The organism is Mediterraneibacter sp. 210702-DFI.3.120, from assembly GCF_020561005.1.
GTDB lineage: Bacteria > Bacillota > Clostridia > Lachnospirales > Lachnospiraceae > Mediterraneibacter > Mediterraneibacter faecis.
Genome location: NZ_JAJCNG010000001.1, coordinates 167,567 through 190,219, shown reverse-complemented (window position 1 = coordinate 190,219; position 22,653 = coordinate 167,567). Strand labels below are relative to the sequence as shown.

33 protein-coding genes and 1 tRNA gene are annotated in these 22,653 nt (G+C 41.5%); all 34 read left to right on the top strand.

From position 1 onward, the window contains the following. Positions 1-176 precede the first annotated feature (176 nt). Positions 177-272: transfer RNA gene (locus tag LI162_RS01000), tRNA-Sec, on the top strand. Between the two features lie 18 nt (positions 273-290). Beyond that, complete coding sequence (gene hydF / locus LI162_RS00995) at positions 291-1,532, top strand: [FeFe] hydrogenase H-cluster maturation GTPase HydF (RefSeq protein ID WP_055157590.1); 1,242 nt, start codon at positions 291-293, stop codon at positions 1,530-1,532. Between the two features lie 918 nt (positions 1,533-2,450). Further along, the gene (gene rpsJ / locus LI162_RS00990) at positions 2,451-2,768 is read left to right on the top strand and encodes a 30S ribosomal protein S10 (protein WP_005612986.1); all 318 of its coding nucleotides are present in this window, start codon (positions 2,451-2,453) and stop codon (positions 2,766-2,768) included. Between the two features lie 86 nt (positions 2,769-2,854). Next, positions 2,855-3,538 carry a 50S ribosomal protein L3 gene (gene rplC / locus LI162_RS00985; RefSeq protein ID WP_015528301.1) on the top strand — a complete coding sequence of 228 codons (684 nt, stop codon included), beginning with the start codon at positions 2,855-2,857 and terminating at the stop codon, positions 3,536-3,538. Positions 3,539-3,568: 30 nt separating this feature from the next. Further along, positions 3,569-4,189, top strand: a complete 621-nt coding sequence (gene rplD, locus LI162_RS00980; RefSeq protein ID WP_015528300.1) for a 50S ribosomal protein L4 — start codon at positions 3,569-3,571, stop codon at positions 4,187-4,189. Next, the gene (gene rplW / locus LI162_RS00975) at positions 4,189-4,488 is read left to right on the top strand and encodes a 50S ribosomal protein L23 (RefSeq protein ID WP_005612991.1); all 300 of its coding nucleotides are present in this window, start codon (positions 4,189-4,191) and stop codon (positions 4,486-4,488) included. The genes rplD and rplW overlap by 1 nt, the downstream gene beginning before the upstream one ends. 68 nt (positions 4,489-4,556) lie before the next feature. Next, the gene (gene rplB, locus LI162_RS00970) at positions 4,557-5,399 is read left to right on the top strand and encodes a 50S ribosomal protein L2 (protein WP_117824826.1); all 843 of its coding nucleotides are present in this window, start codon (positions 4,557-4,559) and stop codon (positions 5,397-5,399) included. A 26-nt stretch (positions 5,400-5,425) separates the two neighbouring features. Continuing rightward, positions 5,426-5,707 carry a 30S ribosomal protein S19 gene (gene rpsS, locus LI162_RS00965; protein ID WP_015528298.1) on the top strand — a complete coding sequence of 94 codons (282 nt, stop codon included), beginning with the start codon at positions 5,426-5,428 and terminating at the stop codon, positions 5,705-5,707. Between the two features lie 31 nt (positions 5,708-5,738). After that, positions 5,739-6,125 carry a 50S ribosomal protein L22 gene (rplV, locus tag LI162_RS00960; protein WP_015528297.1) on the top strand — a complete coding sequence of 129 codons (387 nt, stop codon included), beginning with the start codon at positions 5,739-5,741 and terminating at the stop codon, positions 6,123-6,125. A 9-nt stretch (positions 6,126-6,134) separates the two neighbouring features. Next, on the top strand, positions 6,135-6,791 hold the full coding sequence (rpsC, locus tag LI162_RS00955; protein WP_015528296.1) for a 30S ribosomal protein S3: 657 nt from the start codon (positions 6,135-6,137) through the stop codon (positions 6,789-6,791). Further along, positions 6,791-7,228, top strand: coding sequence for a 50S ribosomal protein L16 (gene rplP / locus LI162_RS00950; protein WP_005612996.1), 438 nt, complete (start codon positions 6,791-6,793; stop codon positions 7,226-7,228). The genes rpsC and rplP overlap by 1 nt, the downstream gene beginning before the upstream one ends. After that, positions 7,218-7,421: a 50S ribosomal protein L29 gene (gene rpmC, locus LI162_RS00945; RefSeq protein ID WP_054751544.1), complete on the top strand. Its 204-nt coding sequence runs from the start codon at positions 7,218-7,220 to the stop codon at positions 7,419-7,421. The genes rplP and rpmC overlap by 11 nt, the downstream gene beginning before the upstream one ends. A gap of 17 nt (positions 7,422-7,438) precedes the next feature. Further along, positions 7,439-7,696, top strand: coding sequence for a 30S ribosomal protein S17 (rpsQ, locus tag LI162_RS00940; RefSeq protein WP_054751807.1), 258 nt, complete (start codon positions 7,439-7,441; stop codon positions 7,694-7,696). A 23-nt stretch (positions 7,697-7,719) separates the two neighbouring features. Beyond that, complete coding sequence (gene rplN, locus LI162_RS00935; protein ID WP_015528295.1) at positions 7,720-8,088, top strand: 50S ribosomal protein L14; 369 nt, start codon at positions 7,720-7,722, stop codon at positions 8,086-8,088. Between the two features lie 14 nt (positions 8,089-8,102). Further along, the gene (gene rplX, locus LI162_RS00930; protein ID WP_015528294.1) at positions 8,103-8,414 is read left to right on the top strand and encodes a 50S ribosomal protein L24; all 312 of its coding nucleotides are present in this window, start codon (positions 8,103-8,105) and stop codon (positions 8,412-8,414) included. Between the two features lie 23 nt (positions 8,415-8,437). Further along, positions 8,438-8,977 carry a 50S ribosomal protein L5 gene (rplE, locus tag LI162_RS00925; RefSeq protein WP_020435987.1) on the top strand — a complete coding sequence of 180 codons (540 nt, stop codon included), beginning with the start codon at positions 8,438-8,440 and terminating at the stop codon, positions 8,975-8,977. 15 nt (positions 8,978-8,992) lie between these two features. After that, positions 8,993-9,178, top strand: a complete 186-nt coding sequence (locus LI162_RS00920) for a type Z 30S ribosomal protein S14 (RefSeq protein WP_005613006.1) — start codon at positions 8,993-8,995, stop codon at positions 9,176-9,178. Positions 9,179-9,226: 48 nt separating this feature from the next. Next, complete coding sequence (gene rpsH, locus LI162_RS00915) at positions 9,227-9,628, top strand: 30S ribosomal protein S8 (protein WP_015528293.1); 402 nt, start codon at positions 9,227-9,229, stop codon at positions 9,626-9,628. Between the two features lie 274 nt (positions 9,629-9,902). Further along, positions 9,903-10,445, top strand: a complete 543-nt coding sequence (gene rplF, locus LI162_RS00910) for a 50S ribosomal protein L6 (protein WP_054751546.1) — start codon at positions 9,903-9,905, stop codon at positions 10,443-10,445. 17 nt (positions 10,446-10,462) lie between these two features. Further along, positions 10,463-10,831 (top strand): 50S ribosomal protein L18, encoded by a 369-nt coding sequence (gene rplR / locus LI162_RS00905; RefSeq protein WP_015528291.1) that lies wholly within the window; start codon positions 10,463-10,465, stop codon positions 10,829-10,831. Between the two features lie 16 nt (positions 10,832-10,847). Continuing rightward, a complete protein-coding gene (rpsE, locus tag LI162_RS00900) occupies positions 10,848-11,357 on the top strand; it encodes a 30S ribosomal protein S5 (RefSeq protein ID WP_015528290.1) in 510 nt (169 codons plus the stop codon). A gap of 43 nt (positions 11,358-11,400) precedes the next feature. After that, a complete protein-coding gene (gene rpmD / locus LI162_RS00895) occupies positions 11,401-11,583 on the top strand; it encodes a 50S ribosomal protein L30 (RefSeq protein WP_015528289.1) in 183 nt (60 codons plus the stop codon). 21 nt (positions 11,584-11,604) lie between these two features. Then, positions 11,605-12,045: a 50S ribosomal protein L15 gene (rplO, locus tag LI162_RS00890; protein WP_015528288.1), complete on the top strand. Its 441-nt coding sequence runs from the start codon at positions 11,605-11,607 to the stop codon at positions 12,043-12,045. Then, positions 12,045-13,367, top strand: coding sequence for a preprotein translocase subunit SecY (gene secY / locus LI162_RS00885; RefSeq protein ID WP_226866016.1), 1,323 nt, complete (start codon positions 12,045-12,047; stop codon positions 13,365-13,367). The genes rplO and secY overlap by 1 nt, the downstream gene beginning before the upstream one ends. Positions 13,368-13,473: 106 nt before the next feature. Beyond that, complete coding sequence (locus LI162_RS00880; RefSeq protein WP_015528286.1) at positions 13,474-14,118, top strand: adenylate kinase; 645 nt, start codon at positions 13,474-13,476, stop codon at positions 14,116-14,118. Between the two features lie 31 nt (positions 14,119-14,149). After that, positions 14,150-14,368 (top strand): translation initiation factor IF-1, encoded by a 219-nt coding sequence (gene infA / locus LI162_RS00875; RefSeq protein WP_005613024.1) that lies wholly within the window; start codon positions 14,150-14,152, stop codon positions 14,366-14,368. A 232-nt stretch (positions 14,369-14,600) separates the two neighbouring features. Further along, the gene (rpmJ, locus tag LI162_RS00870; RefSeq protein ID WP_020436478.1) at positions 14,601-14,714 is read left to right on the top strand and encodes a 50S ribosomal protein L36; all 114 of its coding nucleotides are present in this window, start codon (positions 14,601-14,603) and stop codon (positions 14,712-14,714) included. A gap of 468 nt (positions 14,715-15,182) precedes the next feature. Next, on the top strand, positions 15,183-15,551 hold the full coding sequence (gene rpsM, locus LI162_RS00865; protein WP_015528285.1) for a 30S ribosomal protein S13: 369 nt from the start codon (positions 15,183-15,185) through the stop codon (positions 15,549-15,551). 34 nt (positions 15,552-15,585) lie between these two features. Next, positions 15,586-15,981: a 30S ribosomal protein S11 gene (rpsK, locus tag LI162_RS00860; protein ID WP_015528284.1), complete on the top strand. Its 396-nt coding sequence runs from the start codon at positions 15,586-15,588 to the stop codon at positions 15,979-15,981. A 96-nt stretch (positions 15,982-16,077) separates the two neighbouring features. Next, complete coding sequence (gene rpsD / locus LI162_RS00855; protein WP_015528283.1) at positions 16,078-16,671, top strand: 30S ribosomal protein S4; 594 nt, start codon at positions 16,078-16,080, stop codon at positions 16,669-16,671. A gap of 126 nt (positions 16,672-16,797) precedes the next feature. Continuing rightward, a complete protein-coding gene (locus tag LI162_RS00850) occupies positions 16,798-17,757 on the top strand; it encodes a DNA-directed RNA polymerase subunit alpha (RefSeq protein WP_054751551.1) in 960 nt (319 codons plus the stop codon). A gap of 191 nt (positions 17,758-17,948) precedes the next feature. After that, complete coding sequence (locus tag LI162_RS00845) at positions 17,949-18,467, top strand: bL17 family ribosomal protein (RefSeq protein ID WP_015528282.1); 519 nt, start codon at positions 17,949-17,951, stop codon at positions 18,465-18,467. 314 nt (positions 18,468-18,781) lie between these two features. Then, the gene (adhE, locus tag LI162_RS00840; RefSeq protein WP_055161012.1) at positions 18,782-21,421 is read left to right on the top strand and encodes a bifunctional acetaldehyde-CoA/alcohol dehydrogenase; all 2,640 of its coding nucleotides are present in this window, start codon (positions 18,782-18,784) and stop codon (positions 21,419-21,421) included. Between the two features lie 426 nt (positions 21,422-21,847). Continuing rightward, positions 21,848-22,603, top strand: coding sequence for an aminoglycoside phosphotransferase family protein (locus LI162_RS00835; protein ID WP_054751553.1), 756 nt, complete (start codon positions 21,848-21,850; stop codon positions 22,601-22,603). Positions 22,604-22,653: the final 50 nt, after the last annotated feature.

The window sequence follows — 22,653 nt, the reverse complement described above, 5'->3', positions numbered from 1 at the left end:
CGTTTGCTCCGTTTCTTAATAAATATATCAGCTGGGAGTCAATCCCCCAGCTGATATAGCCTCCGGCAGGATTGCAGAGGTGCGCAGTAGAAGTATGTCATGCAATTGCATGACGCGCACCTCGCAGCAAGAATGCCTAGGCATTCTTGAACAATGATGAATTGTCTAAGCATTATGGAGGCAGAAGAGTAACTGGTGTGCTTCCTGGTCTTCAAAACCAGTGTGGGGCGTGGTACGTCCCGGGTGGGTTCGATTCCCACATGTCTCCGCCAAAAGAAAGGAAAAAGAATATGGGTATGAATCAGACGCCGGTGTCCGAACGAGTGCACATCGGCTTTTTTGGTAAGCGCAATGCTGGAAAATCAAGCGTGATGAATGCGGTAACAGGACAGGATCTTGCGGTAGTTTCTGATGTGAAAGGAACAACAACGGATCCGGTTTATAAGACAATGGAACTTCTTCCGTTGGGTCCTGTTGTGATGATGGATACTCCTGGAATTGATGATGAAGGTGAACTGGGTGAACTTCGTGTGAAGAAGAGCTATCAGGTGTTGAATAAGACAGACATTGCTGTTGTTGTGATTGATGGAACGTGTGGCGTCAGTGAAGAAGATCTCAAGATAACAGAGCGGATTCAGAAAAAGAACATACCTTATATAATAGTACTGAATAAATGTGAACGGTTTACACAAGAAGATGAGAGATTGCGGGTACAGGAAAATACCGCAAGTTATTTGAAAACAGAGAAAGAGAAGATTCTTCTTGTAAGTGCAGCGGATAAAAGCGGAATTTATGAGCTGAAGGAAGAACTTGGAGCATTGAAAGGAAAGGAAGAGGAAGAACGAAAGATTGTTGGAGATCTTCTTGAACCGTCCGATTTTGTAGTACTTGTTGTGCCGATTGACAGTGCGGCACCAAAGGGACGCCTGATTTTGCCACAGCAGCAGACGATTCGTGACATTTTGGATGCAGATGCATCCGCTATTGTTGTAAAAGAAACAGAACTTGCAGGAACATTAGCTTCACTTGGAAAAAAGCCGAAGATGGTTATTACAGACAGTCAGGTGTTTGGTAGAGTGTCAAAAGATACACCAAAGGATATCTTATTAACTTCCTTTTCGATTCTATTTGCAAGATATAAAGGGAATCTGGAAACAATGGTACACGGAGTAAAGGCACTGGATATTCTGGAAGACGGTGATAAAGTACTGATCAGTGAAGGGTGCACACATCACAGACAGTGTGATGATATTGGTACGGTGAAGATTCCACGCTGGCTGAAAGAGTATACAGGAAAAGAACTTATAATAGAGACTTCTTCAGGAACAGAATTCCCAGATGACCTTGGTTCATACAAAATGATCATTCATTGTGGAGGGTGTATGCTGAATGAACGCGAAATGAAATACAGGATCAGTTGCGCACAGGATCAGGGAATCCCGATTGCAAACTATGGAATGGTGATCGCATATATTCATGGAATATTGAAAAGGAGTCTGAGTCCATTTCCGGAGATAGAAAAACTCTTATAAAAGTAAAGAATGCGTTACTGGTCGCACATCGTGTGAACAGTAACAAGAATGCATTATAACGGAAATGACGCCGCTTTGCTGGATCTGCAACTCCAGCAGGCGGCGTCATTTCTATGGTATGTAATTGAGAGGATCCTTTAGTTACCAGACAGAAACATCTGCACACGAAACTGGGGAATTCCTACAAAGAGGCTGTGCGCTGACGGTACTGCTGCGGCAGGGATGTTCTTGGGGAAAACATCCGGCGTTAGCGTACTGCATGATAACTGAAGTATCTGACCTGTAAAAACGAATAAAAAAAGACAGTTTCTCCTAGGTAAATAGGAAAACCGCCTTTGGTCTTACAAGTCGAGATAATAATATCATTCGAACAGAGTGATGTCAAGCATTTGAGAAGAAAAATTATGAGAATCTTAATTGGGATCCGGTTTAAACACATCATGTATTGAATAAAAAGGGGGAAATAATGATATAAAACGAGTTTCTTCTATATATAATAGGGAATGAAACGGAAAATATAATAGGAAGTGAATCAATCAATAATTAAACATATATACATGAGAAAACACAAGAATAAAGAAGAAAAAGATTGTACTTGAAAAAAAACAAAAAAAGTACTTGCAATTTTGCGCTCTCTCGGATATACTAAGAGAGCTGTGACATGATAGCAATGAAGCGCGAGGTTGCTGCCCGGCAAATGAATAAGCTGGTGCAGGTTTTCCGTGGAGCGAATGTCAAGTTAGGAAACTGGCGACAAGTCACTGTACGAATCAAAAACTGATTACTATTTGCCCCAATGGGATAACCAGGGTAGGAGTATGAAACAACGTGTGAGTTTCTCACGACACACACGGGAGAGTGTACAGTCACCGCTTGTCGTACTGATGTGAAAAGTACGAAAAGGAGGCGACTTTTTTTATGGCAAGTCAAGTAATGAGAATCACATTGAAGGCGTATGATCATCAGCTTGTTGATGCATCCGCAAAGAAAATCATCGAAACTGTAAAAAAGAACGGGTCACAGGTGAGTGGACCGGTACCACTTCCGACTAAGAAGGAAGTTGTAACAATTCTGAGAGCTGTACACAAGTACAAAGATTCCAGAGAGCAGTTCGAGCAGAGAACTCACAAAAGACTGATCGATATCATCACACCAACACAGAAAACTGTTGATGCACTTTCTAGATTAGAAATGCCAGCTGGTGTATTTATCGACATCAAGATGAAGTCCAAATAATAAGGACATCTTAATTTTAAACAGTATTCCTAAAATTTAGGATGAGCGCGAAAGCGTTCCGCTGTAAATCACAGGAGGTAATTATAATGAAGAAAGCTATCTTAGCTACAAAAGTTGGAATGACTCAGATCTTCAATGAAGAAGACGGAGTTCTGATTCCGGTAACGGTTCTGCAGGCTGGTCCTTGTGTAGTAACACAGGTTAAAACAGTTGAGAATGACGGTTACAGCGCAGTACAGGTTGGATATGTTGACAAGAAAGAAAAGATTGTCACAAAAGACAACAGTGGAAAGAAGTCCATCGCTCACAGAAACGGTGTGACAAAAGCTGAAAAAGGTCATTTTGACAAAGCAGGCGTATCCGGAAAGAGATATGTAAAAGAATTCAGATTTGAGAACGCTGAAGAGTATACACTTGCTCAGGAAATTAAAGCTGATATCTTTGCAGCAGGAGACAAGATTGATGCAACTGCTGTTTCAAAAGGTAAAGGTTTCCAGGGCGCAATCAAGCGTCACAACCAGAGCAGAGGACCTATGACTCACGGTTCCAAGTTCCATCGTCATGCTGGTTCTAACGGTTCAGCATCTGATCCAAGTAAGGTATTCAAAGGTAAGAAGATGCCAGGACAGATGGGTAACAAGAAGATCACTGTTCAGAATCTTGAAGTAGTAAGAGTTGATGCAGAGAACAATCTCATCCTCGTTAAAGGTTCTGTACCGGGACCAAAGAAATGCCTGGTAACAATCAAAGAGACAGTGAAGGCAAACTAGTCTGACAGCTAAGAAAGGAGGAACATACAGATGGCAAAAGTATCTGTTTACAATATCGAAGGTAAAGAAGTTGATACAATCGAACTGAACGATGCTGTATTCGGTGTTGAAGTTAATGAGCACCTCGTACACATGGCAGTTGTAAATCAGCTTGCAAACAATCGTCAGGGAACACAGAAAGCCAAGACACGTTCTGAAGTTTCCGGTGGCGGAAGAAAACCATGGAGACAGAAAGGAACAGGTCACGCAAGACAGGGATCAACAAGATCACCACAGTGGACAGGCGGTGGAGTTGTATTCGCTCCAGTTCCGAGAGACTATTCCTTCAAAATGAATAAGAAAGAGAAGAGAGCAGCTCTTAAGTCTGCACTTACTTCCAGAGTAGAAGAGAACAAATTCATCGTTGTTGATGAACTTAATTTCGACGAAATCAAAACAAAGAAATTCCAGGCAGTACTGAACAACCTGAACGTTAACAAAGCGCTGGTAGTTCTTGAAGATGGAAACAAGAATGTTGAGATTTCCGCAAAGAATATCCCGGATGTTAAAACAGCACATACAAACACAATCAACGTATATGACATCCTGAAATACAACACAGTAATCGCTACGAAAGCTGTTGTTGCAGCAATCGAGGAGGTGTACGCATAATGGCAAACATTCAGTATTATGATGTAATCCTTAAACCAGTTGTAACTGAGAAGAGCATGGAGCTTATGGCTGACAAGAAATATACATTCCTTGTACACACAGAGGCTACAAAATCTCAGATCAAAGAAGCTGTTGAAAAAATGTTCAACGGTACAAAAGTAAAAAGCGTCAACACAATGAACCTTGATGGTAAGAACAAAAGACGTGGAATGACTTTCGGAAAGACAGCTAAGACAAAGAAAGCTGTAGTAGCACTGACAGAAGACAGCGCTGATATTGAAATCTTTGAAGGTCTGTAAAAAATAAGACATTATACGGTGCAAACCCGTGAAACAAATAATCAGAGCAAACGAAAGGAGAGACAGTAATGGGAATCAAAACATATAACCCATATACACCTTCCAGAAGACAGATGACAGGTTCTGATTTCTCAGAGATCACAAAGACAACTCCAGAGAAATCCCTCCTCGAATCCAAGAAGAGAAAAGCTGGCCGTAACGCACAGGGTAAAATCACAGTAAGACATCGTGGCGGCGGAGCTAAGAAGAAATATAGAATTATCGACTTTAAGAGAAAGAAAGACGGAATTCCGGCAACAGTTGTTGGAATCGAGTATGATCCAAATAGAAGTGCTAACATCGCACTGATCTGCTACGCAGATGGTGAGAAAGCATACATCCTTGCTCCAGAAGGACTTACAGACGGCATGACAGTTATGAACGGTGCTGACGCTGAGGTTAGAGTAGGAAACTGCCTTCCACTTTCAGAGATTCCGGTTGGTACACAGATCCACAACATCGAGCTGTACCCGGGAAAAGGTGGACAGCTGGTTCGTTCCGCTGGTAACAGCGCACAGCTGATGGCGAAAGAAGGAAAGTACGCTACACTGAGACTTCCTTCAGGAGAAATGAGAATGGTTCCGATCATTTGCCGCGCATCTATCGGTGTTGTAGGAAACGGTGATCACAACCTGATCAATGTTGGTAAAGCAGGACGTAAGCGTCACATGGGAATCAGACCTACAGTTCGTGGTTCCGTAATGAACCCTAACGACCATCCACACGGAGGTGGAGAAGGTAAGACAAGTATCGGACGTCCAGGACCGTGTACTCCATGGGGTAAACCGGCACTTGGTCTTAAGACTCGTAAGAAGAACAAATCTTCTAACAAGCTGATTGTAAGAAGAAGAGATGGTAAAGCGATTAAATAATCAGATTCACAAGGAGGTTAGAACCTATGGCTCGCTCACTTAAAAAAGGACCATTTGCAGACGAAAGCTTACTTAAAAAAGTAGACGCTATGAACGCTGCAGGTGATAAAACAGTTATAAAGACATGGTCACGCCGTTCTACAATCTTCCCATCATTTGTAGGTCATACATTTGCCGTACATGATGGAAGAAGACATGTGCCTGTATATGTTACAGAGGATATGGTAGGCCACAAGCTCGGTGAGTTCGTTGCAACAAGAACTTACAGAGGACACGGAAAAGACGAGAAGAAGTCAAAAGTTAGATAATTTTCATATATTTTGAAAGGAGGGTTCATCCATGGCAAAAGGACATAGATCCCAAATCAAAAGAGAAAGAAACGAGCAGAGAGATACAAGACCTTCAGCTAAGATTTCTTACGCAAGAGTATCTGTTCAGAAGGCATGTTTCGTTCTTGATGCCATCAGAGGCAAGGATGTACAGACAGCACTTGGTATTTTAGCATACAATCCAAGATATGCTTCAAGCGTTATAGAGAAGTTACTGAAATCAGCAATCGCAAATGCTGAGAATAACAACGGTATGAGCGTTGAGAACCTCTACATCGAGGAATGCTACGCAAACAAAGGACCGACAATGAAGAGAATCAAACCTAGAGCACAGGGTAGAGCTTACAGAATCGAGAAGAGAATGAGCCACATCACAATCGTGCTCAATGAGAGATAGGAGGACAATATGGGACAGAAAGTTAATCCTCATGGCCTGAGAGTTGGCGTTATCAAAGACTGGGATTCCAAATGGTACGCAGAAAAAGATTTCGCTGACAATCTGGTTGAAGACCACGAGATCAGAAAGTTTTTAAAGAAGAGATTATACAGCGCTGGAATCTCTAAGATTGAAATCGAAAGAGCATCCGATCGCGTTAAGATCATCGTTTATACAGCTAAGCCTGGTGTCGTAATCGGCAAGGGTGGTTCCGAGATCGAAAAGGTGAAAGCAGAGCTTGCACAGTTCACAGATAAGAAGCTCATCGTTGACATCAAAGAAGTTAAGAGACCGGACAAAGATGCACAGCTTGTAGCTGAGAACATTGCTCAGCAGCTTGAGAACCGTATCTCCTTCAGACGTGCTATGAAATCATGCATGTCCAGAACTATGAAGGCTGGAGCACTCGGAGTTAAGACTTCCGTATCCGGACGTCTTGGCGGTGCTGATATGGCTCGTACAGAGTTCTACAGCGAGGGAACAATTCCGCTGCAGACACTTCGTGCTGACATCGATTATGGATTCGCAGAAGCTGATACAACTTACGGAAAAGTCGGTGTAAAGGTTTGGATTTACAAAGGCGAAGTTCTTCCGACTAAAGCAGATAAGGAAGGGAGAGATAGATAATGTTAATGCCAAAAAGAGTAAAACGTCGTAAACAGTTCCGTGGTACTATGAAAGGTAAGGCTCTTAGAGGTAATAAGATTTCTTACGGTGAATATGGTATCGTAGCTATGGAACCATGCTGGATTCGTTCTAACCAGATCGAGGCAGCCCGTGTTGCTATGACACGTTACATCAAGCGTGGTGGTAAGGTTTGGATCAAAATCTTCCCAGACAAGCCGATCACAGCAAAACCGGCTGAGACTCGTATGGGTAGTGGAAAAGGTACTGTTGAGTATTGGGCAGCAGTAGTTAAACCAGGCCGTGTTATGTTTGAGATTGCAGGAGTACCAGAGGAAACAGCTAGAGAGGCACTTCGACTTGCAATGCATAAATTACCTTGCAAATGCAAAATCGTTTCTCGCGCAGACTTAGAAGGCGGTGATAACAGTGAAAATTAATACATTTGTAAACGAGTTAAAAGGAAAATCCGTAGAGGAATTAAATGAAGAATTAGTAGCTGCTAAGAAGGAACTCTTTAATCTGAGATTCCAGAACGCAACAAATCAGTTGGATAATACAAGCAGAATCAAAGAAGTAAGAAAGAATATCGCTCGTATCCAGACTCTGATTACAGAGGCTAAAAGAGCATAGTGAAAGGAGCAGCAACCGTGGAAGAGAGAAATTTAAGAAAAACCCGTACGGGTAAGGTTGTCAGCGACAAGATGGACAAAACGATTGTTGTTGCTGTTGAAGACCATGTAAAACATCCACTTTACAACAAGATCGTAAAGAGAACTTACAAACTCAAAGCTCATGACGAGAACAACGAGTGTAAAGTTGGAGATACAGTAAAAGTTATGGAAACAAGACCGCTGTCCAAGGACAAGAGATGGAGACTTGTGGAAATCATGGAGAAAGCGAAATAATTATTTGAAGGAGGTTTACCTGCATGATACAGCAAGAAAGCAGACTTAAAGTAGCAGACAACACAGGTGCGAAAGAGTTACTGTGTATCCGTGTTCTTGGCGGTTCTACAAGAAGATACGCCAACATCGGAGATGTGATCGTTGCAACTGTTAAAGATGCAACACCAGGCGGCGTTGTTAAAAAAGGTGATGTCGTTAAAGCTGTTGTTGTCCGTTCTGTAAAAGGCGCTCGTCGTAAAGACGGTTCCTATATCAGATTCGATGAAAATGCTGCTGTTATTATAAAAGACGATTTGAACCCACGTGGAACACGTATTTTTGGACCAGTAGCAAGAGAGCTTAGAGAGAAACACTTTATGAAGATCGTTTCTCTGGCTCCGGAAGTACTGTAAGGAGGTGCCTGAGAATGTCAACTATGAAAATTAAAAAAGGTGATATGGTTAAGGTTATCGCCGGAAAAGATAAAGATAAAGAAGGCAAAGTTATTGCCGTAGATAAAAAAGACGGAAGAGTCCTGGTTGAAGGCGTCAATATGCTGACAAAGCACACAAAGCCAAGCATGGCAAACCAGAACGGCGGAATCGTACATCAGGAAGGTTACATTGATGCGTCAAACGTTATGTTACTTCATAACGGAAAAGCAACAAGAGTAGGCTTCAAGATGGATGGAGACAAAAAAGTTCGTTTTGCTAAGGCAACAGGCGAAGTTATTGATTAATTCAAGGAAGGAGGTCCAGGACTTTGAGTAGACTGAAAGAGCAGTATCAGAATGAGATCGTTGATGCAATGATCAAAAAATTTGGATATAAAAACATCATGGAAGTGCCGAAACTTGACAAGGTTGTAATTAACATGGGTGTCGGTGAGGCAAAAGACAATGCTAAACTTTTGGAGTCAGCTATTGCAGACATGGAGAAAATCGCAGGACAGAAAGCGGTTGTAACAAGAGCAAAGAATTCTGTAGCTAACTTCAAGATCAGAGAGGGTATGCCGATCGGATGTAAAGTTACTTTAAGAGGAGAGAAAATGTACGAGTTCGTTGATCGTCTGATCAACCTCTCACTTCCTCGTGTACGTGACTTCAGAGGAGTAAACCCGAACGCATTTGACGGAAGAGGTAACTATGCACTTGGAATCAAGGAGCAGCTTATCTTCCCGGAAATCGAGTACGATAAGATTGACAAAGTCAGAGGTATGGATGTAATTTTTGTTACAACAGCCAAGACTGATGAAGAAGCACGTGAATTATTGACACAGTTCAATATGCCATTCGCAAAGTAAAAAGGAGAGAAATTCATGGCTAAAACATCAATGAAAATCAAACAGCAGCGTGCACCAAAGTTCTCCACAAGAGAATACAGCCGTTGCAGAATTTGTGGTCGTCCGCATGCATATTTAAGAAAATACGGTATCTGCCGTATCTGCTTCCGCGAACTGGCTTATAAAGGACAGATCCCGGGTGTTAAAAAAGCAAGCTGGTAAGACGAAAGCAACTATATACTGTGAAATAACATAGGAGGAATCACACACATGACTATGAGCGATCCAATTGCAGATATGCTTACAAGAATCCGTAATGCAAACACTGCAAAACATGATACAGTAGATGTACCGGCATCAAAGATGAAACTTGCTATCGCAAACATTCTTGTTGATGAAGGATATATCGCAAAATATGACCTTGTAGAAGATGGAGCTTTCAAGACAATTCACATCACACTGAAATACGGTGCTGACAAGAACGAGAAAGTTATTTCCGGACTGAAGAGAATCTCCAAACCGGGACTTCGTGTTTACGCTAATACAGAGGATATCCCGAAGGTACTTGGCGGACTCGGAACAGCAATCATCTCTACAAACAAAGGTGTAGTAACAGACAAAGAAGCTAGAAAACTCGGCGTAGGCGGAGAGGTTCTTTGCTTCGTTTGGTAAGCCGAAAGCAACTTAGTGAGAACGAGGCGTAGCCGAAGTTTGAGCTTAGTGCGAGGTTGTTCTTTGAACTTAGCGAGGTTCTTTCGAGCTTAGTGAAAAGAACTTCCTTAAATCTGCTCATCTATCGAGTTGAGTGGATGATTCATTATAAAAGGTACGTTCTTTGAGCTAGCGAGACTACTTGCCTAGCGAAAAGAACTTCCTTATAAATGTAACTGAAAACAGAGAAGCCAACGCAGCTTCTCCGAGAATCTAAGTTAAGGAGGATAATGGTATGTCACGTATAGGAAGACTGCCTGTAGCAATTCCTGCAGGAGTAACTGTAGAAGTTGCTGAGAACAATGTAGTGACTGTAAAAGGTCCTAAGGGAACTCTTACAAAAGAGCTTCCAGTAGAAATGGAAATCAAAGTTGAAGGCGAAGAAGTAATCGTTACAAGACCGAGCGACTTAAAGAAAATGAAATCTCTTCATGGTCTGACAAGAACACTGATCAACAACATGGTTGTAGGTGTAACAGACGGATATGAGAAAGTTCTTGAGGTTAACGGTGTAGGTTACAGAGCTGCTAAATCAGGAAATAAACTGACACTGAACCTTGGTTATTCCCATCCAGTTGAGATGATCGATCCAGAAGGAATCGAGACTGTACTTGAGGGACAGAACAAGATCACTGTTAAAGGTATCGATAAAGAAAAAGTTGGACAGTTTGCGGCTGAGATCAGAGATAAGAGAAGACCGGAGCCATATAAGGGCAAGGGAATCAAGTATGCTGATGAAGTAATCAGACGTAAAGTCGGTAAGACTGGTAAGAAATAAATAAGGAGAGTGTGAAAATGGTTAGTAAGAAATCTAGAAGCGAAGTTCGTAGAAAAAAACACATGAAATTACGCAACCGTTTCAGCGGAACAGCGCAGAGACCGCGTTTAGCTGTATTCAGAAGTAATAATCATATGTATGCACAGATCATCGACGATACTGTTGGAAATACTCTTGTTTCCGCTTCCACTCTTCAGAAAGAAGTGAAAGCAGAGCTCGAGAAGACTAACGACGTTGAAGCAGCAGCATACCTTGGAAAAGTAATTGCCGAGAGAGCAAAAGCTAAAGGTATTGATGAAGTTGTATTTGATAGAGGCGGATTCATTTACCAGGGTAAAATCAAGGCATTAGCAGACGCAGCAAGAGAAGCTGGTCTGAATTTCTAAGGAAGGGAGAACACAGATGAGACAGGAACGTATTGATGCTAGTCAGATGGAATTAGTAGAAAAAGTGGTATCAATCAAGCGTGTAACCAAAGTTGTTAAAGGTGGTCGTAACTTCCGTTTCACAGCTTTAGTAGTTGTTGGTGATGGAAATGGCCATGTTGGTGCAGGTTTAGGAAAAGCTACTGAAATTCCGGAAGCTATTCGTAAAGGTAAAGAGGACGCTATGAAGAAAATGATCAGCGTATCTCTTGATGAAAACTCAAGTGTAACACACGATGTGATTGGTAAATTCGGAAGCGCTTCCGTACTTCTTAAGAAGGCTCCGGAAGGTACTGGTGTTATCGCCGGAGGACCGGCGCGTGCCGTAATTGAGGCGGCTGGAGTTAAGAACATCCGTACAAAATCTTTAGGATCCAACAACAAACAGAATGTTGTACTTGCTACAATCGAAGGACTTAAAGCAGTTAAGACTCCGGAAGATGTTGCAAGACTTCGTGGCAAATCAATTGAGGAGATCTTAGGCTAATCAACCGAGAAGCCCGATCAAGCGCATAGGAGGTAAGATTGAAATGGCAAATTTAAAAGTTACATTAGTAAAGTCTACAATCGGCGCCGTACCAAAGCATAGAAAAACAGTTGAGGCTCTTGGACTTAAGAAACTCAACAAAACAGTTGTATTGCCAGATAATGCAGCTACCAGAGGTATGGTACAGCAGGTTAGACATTTAGTTAAAGTTGAAGAAGAGGCTTAATTAAGATAAGGAGGTAATGTCATGGACTTATCAAACTTAAGACCGGCAGACGGTTCAAAACAGAGTGATAATTTCAGAAGAGGCCGTGGTCATGGTTCAGGAAACGGTAAGACAGCCGGAAAGGGCCACAAAGGACAGAAGGCTCGTTCAGGAGCTACAAGACCTGGTTTCGAAGGCGGTCAGATGCCTTTATACAGAAGAATTCCTAAGAGAGGTTTCACATGCAGAAACTCTAAGACAATCGTAGGAATCAACCTTAGCGCACTTGAAGTATTCGAGGATGGCGCTACAGTATCCGTTGAGACATTGATCGAAAGCGGTATTGTTAAGAATCCAAAAGACGGAGTAAAAATTCTTGGAAATGGAGAGTTAACTAAGAAGCTTACAGTTCAGGCTAATGCATTCAGTGCAAAAGCAGCTGAGAAGATTGAAGCTCTTGGTGGAAAAGCAGAGGTGATCTAATGCTTAAATCCTTGCGTAAAGCATTAAGTATTGAGGATATCAGAAATAGACTTCTCTATACATTGGCAATGCTTATCGTTGTTAGGTTAGGATCACAGTTGCCCACTCCGGGAGTAGATCCGACATTTATTCAGAATTTTTTTGCACAGCAGACCGGTGACGCATTTAACTTTTTTGAGGCGTTCACCGGCGGCTCATTTACAAGAATGTCAGTATTTGCCCTGAGTATCACTCCATATATCACATCATCTATTATCATGCAGCTTCTGACAATAGCGATTCCAAAGCTTGAAGAGATGCAGAAAGATGGTGAAGATGGAAGAAAGAAAATCGCAGCGATTACAAGATATGTGACAGTTGGTCTTGCACTGATTGAATCTATCGCAATGGCTGTAGGATTTGGACGTCAGGGACTTCTGGAAGAATATAATTTCGTAAATTGTGCAATCGTTGTATGTACGCTTACAGCTGGTAGTGCATTTCTTATGTGGATCGGTGAGCGTATTACTGAAAAGGGAGTTGGAAACGGTATTTCTATCGTACTTCTGATCAACATTGTTTCCCGTGTTCCGGATGATTTCGTGACACTGTATACACAGTTCATGAAAGGCAAAACAATTGCAAAGGCAGGACTTGCCGGTGTTATTATCCTTGCAGTTCTTCTGGTTGTGGTTGTGTTTGTTATCATTCTTCAGGACGGAGAAAGAAGAATTGCAGTTCAGTATTCCAAAAAAGTACAGGGAAGAAAAATGTATGGCGGTCAGTCAACATATATTCCGTTGAAGGTGAATACAGCCGGAGTAATCCCGGTTATCTTCTCTTCTTCACTGATGCAGACACCAATCGTGATTGCACAGTTCCTTGGAAAAGGAAATGGAACTGGAATTGGAAGTAAGATCCTTGCAGGTTTAAACTCCAATAACTGGTGTGATCCAGAGAATCCGATTTATTCAGTCGGACTTGTGGTTTACATTTTACTTACAATATTCTTTGCATATTTCTATACATCGATTACTTTCAATCCGATGGAGATTGCAAATAATATGAAAAAGAGCGGTGGATTTATCCCTGGAATTCGTCCGGGCAAACCAACAGTTGACTACCTTACAAAGATTTTGAATTATATCATCTTTGTTGGTGCGTGTGGTTTGATCATCGTACAGGTGATTCCATATTTCTTCAATGGTGTTTTCGGTGCAAACGTTTCCTTTGGTGGAACATCACTTATCATTATTGTAGGTGTTGTACTTGAGACAATTAAGAAGATTGAATCACAGATGCTTGTAAGAAATTACACAGGATTTTTAAATAATAAGAGATAACAGTTATTGATATTGTTTTCTATTAAATGTCTTTTAGCTCGCTTTGTTCTGTCCTCAATTGCAGGACGAACAGAGCGGGTTAAACTTGTATAAGGAGGATAAAGATATGAAACTCATCATGTTAGGAGCCCCAGGAGCCGGAAAAGGAACACAGGCAAAGAAGATTGCTGAGAAGTATTCTATTCCGCATATTTCTACTGGAGATATCTTTAGAGCAAACATCAAGAACGGAACAGAACTTGGTAAGAAAGCAAAAACTTTCATGGATCAGGGTCTTCTGGTTCCGGATGAGCTGGTTGTTGATCTTGTTGTAGACAGAGTAAACCAGGAAGATTGTAAGAATGGATATGTACTTGATGGATTCCCGCGTACAATTCCACAGGCAGAGGCACTTGATCGTGCACTTGCTGAGATGGGACAGAAGATTGATTATGCGATCAATGTTGAAGTTCCAGATGAGAATATTGTAAACCGTATGTCTGGAAGAAGAGCTTGTGTTGATTGTGGTGCTACTTATCATATCGTATATGCTCCGACTGCAAAAGAAGGCATCTGCGACAAGTGTGGCGGAGAGCTTATCTTGAGAGACGATGATAAACCAGAGACCGTACTTAAGAGACTTGGTGTTTATCATGAGCAGACACAGCCGCTGATCGATTATTATACAGAAGCAGGAGTACTCAGAGAAGTTGATGGTACAATCGATATCAACGATGTATTTGCTGCAATCGTTCAGATCCTTGGAGAGTAAGTTTTGTTGATTTCATTCAGGAGGATTAAAAATGTCAAAAACTGACGTGATTGAAATTGAAGGAGTTGTAGTTGAGAAACTTCCTAACGCAATGTTCAAAGTAGAACTTGAGAATGGCCATATTGTACTGGCACATATCAGCGGTAAGCTGCGTATGAACTTCATCAAGATTCTGCCGGGAGATAAGGTTACACTTGAGATGTCACCTTATGACCTGAGCAAAGGAAGAATTGTCTGGAGAGACAAGTAAGAATTCTACACATCAAATAACGGGAATGCTGTTGTTTACAACGTTCCGTATCTGAAAAGATAAAAAGATATTATTTTCTGAAAAGTATTTTTAGAAAATAATATCTTTTTTAATTTAGGTCTTGACTTTACCATATGTTTTGTGGTAAAGTATGAAATGGTCATTTTTGGAGAGGTGTGTCCAAAAATACCGGAATATATAGGCAGAGCAAAGTAGGGAAGGAGGATTTGACATGAAGGTTAGATCATCAGTTAAACCAATTTGTGAAAAATGCAAAATTATTAGAAGAAAAGGTAGTATCAGAGTAATCTGTGAGAACCCGAAACACAAACAGCGCCAGGGCTAAGGCATTGAACACTTGATGAGGTATTATCGAACCTAGTCGAGTGATGCTACTGATGTTTTGTGCAATTATCAAGCGGCTGACAGCATGACACGCCAGGAGGTGTGTGGAGCTGTTTAATATACAGTAAGGATACATCGCATCTGTCCGCAGGTACCGACAGAGCGTGTAGTCTGGGCATCTGACAGACGTTTGTCATCTTTATATGAAAGAGGGAAGATGCTATTGTATATTGCTTATAATACCCGGCATTTGCATTGGCGGATGAGAGTATGATCCGTGCCGGGAAAGGGTATGTAGTTTCCGTACATACCTGGGCTGGGATATCGGAAGGATACATTCCGGTAGGATGCAGCAGTAAATGAGTTACACCAGACTTCATTTATAAAAAGAAGAGACTCATTTCGCATTCGCAGCCTCAATTAGGGACAATTAACAAGAAAACCAGAAAAGAAAATGGAGGAAAGACACATGGCTCGTATTGCAGGTGTAGACTTACCAAGAGACAAACGTGTAGAAATCGGTCTTACTTATATCTACGGAATCGGTAGAACAAGTGCAGAACGTATCTTAAAGGATGCAGGAGTTAATCCTGATACTCGTGTAAGAGATCTTACAAGTGAAGAAGTAAAGAAAATCAGCGCAGTGATCGATGAGACTCAGGTTGTAGAAGGTGATCTCAGAAGAGAAATCCAGCTCAACATCAAGAGACTTAAAGAGATCGGATGCTACCGTGGAATCCGTCATAGAAAAGGACTTCCGGTACGTGGACAGAAAACTAAGACTAATGCAAGAACATGCAAAGGTCCTAAGAGAACTGTAGCAAATAAGAAGAAATAATATCGTATAAAATAAAGAAAGTAGGTTAGTTTAAATGGCTAAGAGAGTTGCGAAAAAAGTAACAAAAAAACGTGTCAAGAAAAACGTTGAACGCGGACAGGCACATATTCAGTCATCATTCAACAATACAATTGTTACACTGACTGACGCTCAGGGAAATGCTCTTTCATGGGCAAGTGCAGGCGGTCTGGGATTTAGAGGTTCAAGAAAATCTACTCCATATGCAGCACAGATGGCAGCTGAGACAGCAGCTAAAGCAGCATTAGTACATGGTCTTAAGACAGTAGATGTATTCGTAAAAGGACCGGGATCAGGAAGAGAAGCAGCAATCCGTGCACTTCAGGCATGCGGAATTGATGTAGTAAGCATCAAGGACGTAACACCGGTACCGCACAACGGATGTCGTCCACCGAAACGCAGAAGAGTGTAATTATACTCTGCTGTATAAGAAAAGCAGTTATTTAATAGTAAATGTTGACGCAGCGGCATGAGTACCGCTGGCATGTATAATATTAGGAGGATAGAAATGGCAGTAAATAGAGTTCCTGTTCTTAAAAGATGCCGTTCATTAGGAATGGATCCGATTTACCTCGGAATCAATAAGAAATCTAACAGACAGTTAAAAAGAGCAAACAGAAAGATGAGCGAGTATGGTCTTCAGCTTCGCGAGAAACAGAAAGCAAAATTCATCTACGGTGTTCTTGAAAAACCTTTCAGAAACTACTATGCAAAGGCAAAACAGCAGGAAGGAATGACAGGTGAAAACCTTATGATCATCCTTGAGTCAAGACTTGACAACGTTGTTTTCCGTCTTGGACTTGCTAGAACAAGAAAAGAAGCTAGACAGATCGTTGATCATAAGCACGTTCTTGTAAACGGCAAACAGGTTAACATCCCATCTTACCTTGTAAAGGCTGGAGATGTTATTGAAATCAAAGAGAACAAAAAAGGTTCACAGAGATACAAAGAGATTCTTGAAGCTACAGCTGGAAACATGGTACCAGAGTGGCTTGAGGCAGACGCTGAGAATCTTAGAGGTACAGTAAAAGAGCTTCCTAACAGAGAAGCAATCGATGTACCGGTTGACGAGATGCTTATCGTCGAGCTGTATTCTAAATAATAATTACGATTTGAAAGGATTGCGCAGGCATTTATGCAGGGCAATCCTAACTAATCTGAACAAGTTGTTTAGATACAGTTTTGTACCCCCTCAACATATATTAAGCCCATAAGGAGGGTCTGTGTAGTGTTTGATTTTAATAAACCGAATATTGAAATTACAGATGTTTCAGATGACAAGAAATACGGAAGATTTGTCGTAGAACCGCTGGAGAGAGGATACGGAACTACGCTTGGTAACGCGCTGAGAAGAATCATGCTTTCTTCCCTGCCGGGAGCAGCAATCAGTTCTGTGAAAATCGACGGTGTACTGCACGAGTTCAGTTCCATCCCGGGTGTTAAAGAAGATGTGACAGAGATCATCATGAACCTGAAATCTCTGGCTATCAAGAACACATCTGAGTCTGATGAAGTGAAGACAGCTTATATCGAGTTCGAAGGAGAAGGCGTTGTAACAGGTGCTGATATCCAGTGTGACTCTGATATTGAGATTGTAAACCCGGAGCAGGTAATTGCTACATTAAGCGGTGGCAAAGACAGCAAGCTTTATATGGAACTTACAATCACAAAAGGAAGAGGATATGTAAGCTCAGATAAGAATAAGACAGAAGATATGCCAATCGGTGTTCTTCCAATCGATTCTATCTACACACCGATTGATCGTGTCAACCTGACAGTTCAGGATACACGTGTAGGTCAGGTTACAGATTATGACAAACTGACACTTGATGTCTGGACAAAAGGTACAATGGCTCCTGATGAGGCTGTCAGCCTTGCAGCAAAAGTGTTAAGTGAGCATCTGAAACTCTTCATCGACCTGTCAGAGGTAGCTCAGCAGGCAGAAGTTATGATTGAGAAAGAGGATGACGAGAAAGAAAAAGTTCTTGAGATGAGCATTGATGAACTTGAGCTTTCTGTTCGTTCTTACAATTGTCTGAAGAGAGCCGGAATCAACACAGTTGAAGAGCTCACAAACAAGACTCCGGAAGACATGATGAAGGTTCGTAACCTTGGTCGTAAGTCTCTCGAAGAAGTTCTTGCAAAACTGAAAGAACTCAATCTGGAACTGAACCACGGAGAAGAATAATATTCTATATCCGTACTATGATAAATTATCAGGACACTCATGTCCTGCACAGGCTGTGATTACAGTTTTGTGAATTGCAGCCCGCTGAAGATTGAATATCCTGGTGGTAAGCCCGAAGAGCACAGCAGGAGCATTTGATTAGTAAGCCCGAAGATGCATAACCAAATGTTAATTAATGGAGGAAATTTGAAATGGCAAAGTATAGAAAACTTGGCAGAACAGCAAGCCAGAGAAAAGCTTTACTTAGAAACCAGGTAACAGCACTTCTTAACAACGGAAAGATCGTTACAACAGAAGCTAAGGCAAAAGAGATCCGTAAGCAGGCAGAAAGCCTGATTGCTCTTGCTGTAAAAGAGAAAGATAACTTCGAAGAAGTTACAGTAATGGCTAAAGTAGCACGTAAAGATGCTGATGGCAAACGTGTGAAAGAAGTTGTTGACGGTAAGAAAGTTACTGTTTATGACGAAGTTGAGAAGACAATCAAAAAAGATAAGCCAAGCAGACTGCACGCTAGACGTCAGATGCTGAAAGTTCTCTTCCCTGTTAAAGAAGGCGAGAAGAGAAACATGAAAGATGTTGACATGGTTGCAAAACTCTTTGATGAGATCGCTCCAAAATATGCTGATCGTAACGGTGGTTACACAAGAATCGTAAAGATTGGTCAGCGTAAAGGTGACGCAGCTATGGAAGTTCTGATCGAGCTTGTTTAATTTGATAATATAGCTGATTTTTGACTCTCATATAGGACAGAAATGTCCTGTATGGGAGTTTTTTGCATATTAGTAAAGTGTTTTTCATAGTTAAAAATGTCAAGTGAAAATTTGCTTTTGTGAAAACTGCACAAATGATGTTAAAAAAATAACGTTAAAACTTTAACAACTGGTACATTGACAATTAATTAACGAACTAGTATACTAATACCTGTAATCGGGAAACATAAAAATAACCCGATCGGATAAAACTTGCAGGTTACGAAAACAGTGACTATAAAAATGATTTATTCAAGTACAGGAGGAATACTCAGATGGCAAAGAAAGAGGCGGCAAAAACTGTAGAGACAAAGACAGTAAACACCGGATTCATTGATAACGTTGAAGCTCTTGAAGCAAAAATGAAAGAGATGCGCGAGGCACAGAAAATCTTCGCTACATTTACACAGGAGCAGGTTGACAAAATCTTCTATGAAGCAGCTATGGCAGCAAACAAGCAGCGTATCCCGCTTGCAAGACTTGCAGTAGAAGAGACTCAGAGAGGTATTCTCGAGGATAAGGTTATCAAAAACCATTACGCAGCAGAGTATATTTACAACGCATACAAAGATACAAAGACATGTGGTGTTGTAGAAGAAGATAAGGCATTTGGAATCAAAAAGATCGCAGAGCCAATCGGACTTGTTGCAGCAGTTATCCCTACAACAAACCCGACATCAACAGCAATTTTCAAAACACTGATCTGCTTAAAGACAAGAAATGCAATCATCATCAGCCCACATCCGGCTGCTAAAGCATCTACAATCGCAGCAGCTAAAGTTGTTCTTGATGCAGCAGTGAAAGCAGGAGCTCCGGAAGGAATCATCGGTTGGATCGATGCCCCATCACTGGAACTTACAAACACAGTAATGAGAGATGCAGATATCATCCTTGCAACAGGTGGTCCTGGAATGGTTAAAGCAGCTTACTCTTCAGGAAAGCCGGCACTCGGAGTTGGAGCTGGTAACACACCGGTTATCATCGACGATACAGCAGATGTAAGAATGGCAGTTAACTCAATCATCCACTCTAAGACATTTGATAATGGTATGATCTGTGCGTCTGAGCAGTCTGTAACAGTACTTGAAAGCGTATATGAGGAAGTTAAGAAAGAATTCCAGTACAGAGGATGCTACTTCCTGAAACCAGGTGAGGAGCTTGACAAAGTTCGTAAGACAATCATCATCAACGGTGCGCTGAACAGCAAGATCCCAGGAAAATCAGCTTATGAAATCGCTCAGATGGCAGGCGTTGATGTACCGAAGAATACAAAGATCCTGATCGGAGAAGTTGAATCTGTAGATATTTCAGAAGAATTTGCACATGAGAAATTATCACCGGTACTTGGTATGTACAAAGCTAAAACATTTGATGAGGCTCTTGAGAAAGCAGCTCAGCTTGTAGCAGACGGTGGATATGGACATACATCTTCACTCTACGTACATCCGGCAGAGACAGAGAAGATCGCAAAACATGCAGCAGCAATGAAGACTTGCCGTGTACTGATCAACACACCTTCTTCTCACGGTGGAATCGGAGACCTTTATAACTTCAAGATGGCTCCGTCCCTTACACTTGGATGTGGATCATGGGGTGGAAACTCTGTATCAGAGAACGTAGGAGTAAAACATCTGCTTAACATCAAGACAGTTGCAGAGAGGAGAGAAAATATGCTGTGGTTCAGAACACCTGAGAAAGTTTACTTCAAGAAAGGTTCTATGCCGGTTGCACTGGATGAGCTTGGAACAGTAATGCATAAGAAGAAAGCATTTATCGTAACAGACTCCTTCCTTTACAAGAACGGATATGTAAAACCGATCGAAGATAAATTAGATGAAATGGGAATCCAGCATACATGCTTCTTCGAAGTAGCACCAGACCCGACACTTCAGTGTGCACGCAAGGGTGTTGACCAGATGAGACAGTTCGAGCCAGATACAATCATCGCTCTTGGTGGTGGATCTGCAATGGACGCAGGTAAGATCATGTGGATCATGTATGAGCATCCGGAAGCAAACTTCGAAGATATGGCTATGGACTTCATGGACATCCGTAAGAGAGTATTTACATTCCCTAAGATGGGAGAGAAAGCTTACTTCATAGCTATCCCAACATCTTCAGGAACAGGTTCTGAGGTAACACCATTCGCAATCATCACAGACGCTGACACAGGTGTTAAATGGCCAATCGCTGACTACGCTCTGCTTCCAAACATGGCAATCGTAGACGTAGACAACATGATGACACAGCCGAAGGGACTGACAAGTGCTTCAGGTATCGACGTTATGACACATGCAATCGAGGCATATGTATCTATCATGGCAACAGATTACACAGATGGTCTTGCTATGAAGGCTGTTAAGCTTGTATTCGAGAACCTTCCATCTGCATACGAGAACGGAGCAAACGATCCGAAGGCTCGTGAAGAGATGGCAAACGCTTCCTGTATGGCTGGTATGGCATTCGCAAATGCATTCCTTGGTGTTAACCACTCCATGGCTCATAAGCTTGGTGCTTTCCACCACCTGCCACACGGTGTTGCTAACGCAGTAATCCTTACAGAAGTTATGAGATACAATGCAGCAGAAGTTCCGACAAAGATGGGAACATTCTCACAGTATCAGTACCCACATGCACTTGCAAGATACGCAGAACTCGGACGCTTCGCAGGATGCACAGGTAAAGATGATAAAGAAGTATTTGAGAACTTCATCGCTAAACTTGAAGAACTCAAAGAGAAGATCGGAATCAAGAAGACAATCAAAGATTACGGCATTGATGAGAAGTACTTCCTTGACACACTTGATGAAATGTCAGAGCAGGCATTCAACGATCAGTGTACAGGAGCTAACCCAAGATACCCACTCATCCAGGAGATCAAAGATCTGTACCTGAAATGCTACTACGGAAAATAAATCGCATTGCATAAGCAGGCATATGACCGTTAGAATCTAAAATATACGAAGAGAGACAGAATGATGTTGAAAAGCATTGTTCTGTCTTTTTTTTACGTGAGCAACGAGCCAAAGTCTGTGCTTGCACAAGACCTTGGCGACTGCCGCGATAACTTGGAAAATACAGTTTTTGAGTTTTCCAAGTATACGTGAGCAACGAGCTAAAGCTCATGATTGTTAATAAATAGACAATGTATAAGAGGTAAAAAATCTTGTTAAAAACTGCACAAACTTGCTCTAAAGGGGTTTTATTTCTAAAAATTGTGAGATATAATGACATCATCAAAACAAAGTAAGAGCCGTAAGGCAAAAGGAACAGCCCTGCAGAGCTGAGATAAAATAAGAGCAGACAAGAAGGGGCGTTCAAGATATAAGGAGGTCTATATTATGAAGTTAGAAGAAAAAAATCTCATCGTGAAACGTGCTTACAAATCAGTCTATAAATGTGATGATTGTATCGTGAAAGTTTTTAATGAAGGACATCCGAAGTCAGATGTATTTAATGAGGCTCTGAATACTGCAAGAGTAGAAGAGACAGGTCTGGACATTCCGAAGGTAAAAGAAGTAACTCAGATTGATGGAAAGTGGGCAATTGCTATTGAGTACAAAGCAGGTAAGACACTTGAGGACATGATGGAATCTGATATGAAGAATCTGGAAAAATATATGGAAGACTTTGTTGATCTCCAGTTACAGGTTCAGAGTAAGAAATCACCGCTTCTGAAAGGAATGAAAGATAAATTAGCTCGTCAGATCAATGGATTGAAAGATCTTGATGCGACTACACGTTATGAACTTCTGACAAGACTTGAGAGTATGCCAAAGCATAATAAAGTATGTCACGGAGACTTTAATCCGAGTAATGTGATCGTAGGAAAGAATGGAAAGATGACTGTAGTTGACTGGGCTCATGCAACACAGGGAAATGCAAGTGCAGATGCAGCGATGACATATTTGCTTTTCGCACTGAAAGATCAGAAAGTAGCAGATCTCTATCTGAAATTGTTCTGCAAGAAGAGTGATACAGCAATGCAGTATGTACAGCAGTGGCTTCCGATTGTGGCAGCAGCACAGTTATCTAAAGAAAATGAACTTGAAAAAGATTTTCTGATGAGATGGATTGATGTTGTTGATTATCAGTAGAAAATAGAGTTGTTTCTAAAAAAGAAGCGCTGGAAGATGAAAATGAAATC

Excerpts from the sequence above, each read along its gene's own strand:
- hydF (WP_055157590.1), top strand. The coding sequence starts at position 291 with ATGGGTATGAATCAGACGCCGGTGTCCGAACGAGTGCACATCGGCTTT.
- rpsJ (WP_005612986.1), top strand. The coding sequence starts at position 2,451 with ATGGCAAGTCAAGTAATGAGAATCACATTGAAGGCGTATGATCATCAG.
- rplC (WP_015528301.1), top strand. The coding sequence starts at position 2,855 with ATGAAGAAAGCTATCTTAGCTACAAAAGTTGGAATGACTCAGATCTTC.
- rplD (WP_015528300.1), top strand. The coding sequence starts at position 3,569 with ATGGCAAAAGTATCTGTTTACAATATCGAAGGTAAAGAAGTTGATACA.
- rplW (WP_005612991.1), top strand. The coding sequence starts at position 4,189 with ATGGCAAACATTCAGTATTATGATGTAATCCTTAAACCAGTTGTAACT.
- rplB (WP_117824826.1), top strand. The coding sequence starts at position 4,557 with ATGGGAATCAAAACATATAACCCATATACACCTTCCAGAAGACAGATG.
- rpsS (WP_015528298.1), top strand. The coding sequence starts at position 5,426 with ATGGCTCGCTCACTTAAAAAAGGACCATTTGCAGACGAAAGCTTACTT.
- rplV (WP_015528297.1), top strand. The coding sequence starts at position 5,739 with ATGGCAAAAGGACATAGATCCCAAATCAAAAGAGAAAGAAACGAGCAG.
- rpsC (WP_015528296.1), top strand. The coding sequence starts at position 6,135 with ATGGGACAGAAAGTTAATCCTCATGGCCTGAGAGTTGGCGTTATCAAA.
- rplP (WP_005612996.1), top strand. The coding sequence starts at position 6,791 with ATGTTAATGCCAAAAAGAGTAAAACGTCGTAAACAGTTCCGTGGTACT.
- rplN (WP_015528295.1), top strand. The coding sequence starts at position 7,720 with ATGATACAGCAAGAAAGCAGACTTAAAGTAGCAGACAACACAGGTGCG.
- rplX (WP_015528294.1), top strand. The coding sequence starts at position 8,103 with ATGTCAACTATGAAAATTAAAAAAGGTGATATGGTTAAGGTTATCGCC.
- LI162_RS00920 (WP_005613006.1), top strand. The coding sequence starts at position 8,993 with ATGGCTAAAACATCAATGAAAATCAAACAGCAGCGTGCACCAAAGTTC.
- rpsH (WP_015528293.1), top strand. The coding sequence starts at position 9,227 with ATGACTATGAGCGATCCAATTGCAGATATGCTTACAAGAATCCGTAAT.
- rplF (WP_054751546.1), top strand. The coding sequence starts at position 9,903 with ATGTCACGTATAGGAAGACTGCCTGTAGCAATTCCTGCAGGAGTAACT.
- rplR (WP_015528291.1), top strand. The coding sequence starts at position 10,463 with ATGGTTAGTAAGAAATCTAGAAGCGAAGTTCGTAGAAAAAAACACATG.
- rpsE (WP_015528290.1), top strand. The coding sequence starts at position 10,848 with ATGAGACAGGAACGTATTGATGCTAGTCAGATGGAATTAGTAGAAAAA.
- rpmD (WP_015528289.1), top strand. The coding sequence starts at position 11,401 with ATGGCAAATTTAAAAGTTACATTAGTAAAGTCTACAATCGGCGCCGTA.
- rplO (WP_015528288.1), top strand. The coding sequence starts at position 11,605 with ATGGACTTATCAAACTTAAGACCGGCAGACGGTTCAAAACAGAGTGAT.
- secY (WP_226866016.1), top strand. The coding sequence starts at position 12,045 with ATGCTTAAATCCTTGCGTAAAGCATTAAGTATTGAGGATATCAGAAAT.
- LI162_RS00880 (WP_015528286.1), top strand. The coding sequence starts at position 13,474 with ATGAAACTCATCATGTTAGGAGCCCCAGGAGCCGGAAAAGGAACACAG.
- infA (WP_005613024.1), top strand. The coding sequence starts at position 14,150 with ATGTCAAAAACTGACGTGATTGAAATTGAAGGAGTTGTAGTTGAGAAA.
- rpmJ (WP_020436478.1), top strand. The coding sequence starts at position 14,601 with ATGAAGGTTAGATCATCAGTTAAACCAATTTGTGAAAAATGCAAAATT.
- rpsM (WP_015528285.1), top strand. The coding sequence starts at position 15,183 with ATGGCTCGTATTGCAGGTGTAGACTTACCAAGAGACAAACGTGTAGAA.
- rpsK (WP_015528284.1), top strand. The coding sequence starts at position 15,586 with ATGGCTAAGAGAGTTGCGAAAAAAGTAACAAAAAAACGTGTCAAGAAA.
- rpsD (WP_015528283.1), top strand. The coding sequence starts at position 16,078 with ATGGCAGTAAATAGAGTTCCTGTTCTTAAAAGATGCCGTTCATTAGGA.
- LI162_RS00845 (WP_015528282.1), top strand. The coding sequence starts at position 17,949 with ATGGCAAAGTATAGAAAACTTGGCAGAACAGCAAGCCAGAGAAAAGCT.
- adhE (WP_055161012.1), top strand. The coding sequence starts at position 18,782 with ATGGCAAAGAAAGAGGCGGCAAAAACTGTAGAGACAAAGACAGTAAAC.
- LI162_RS00835 (WP_054751553.1), top strand. The coding sequence starts at position 21,848 with ATGAAGTTAGAAGAAAAAAATCTCATCGTGAAACGTGCTTACAAATCA.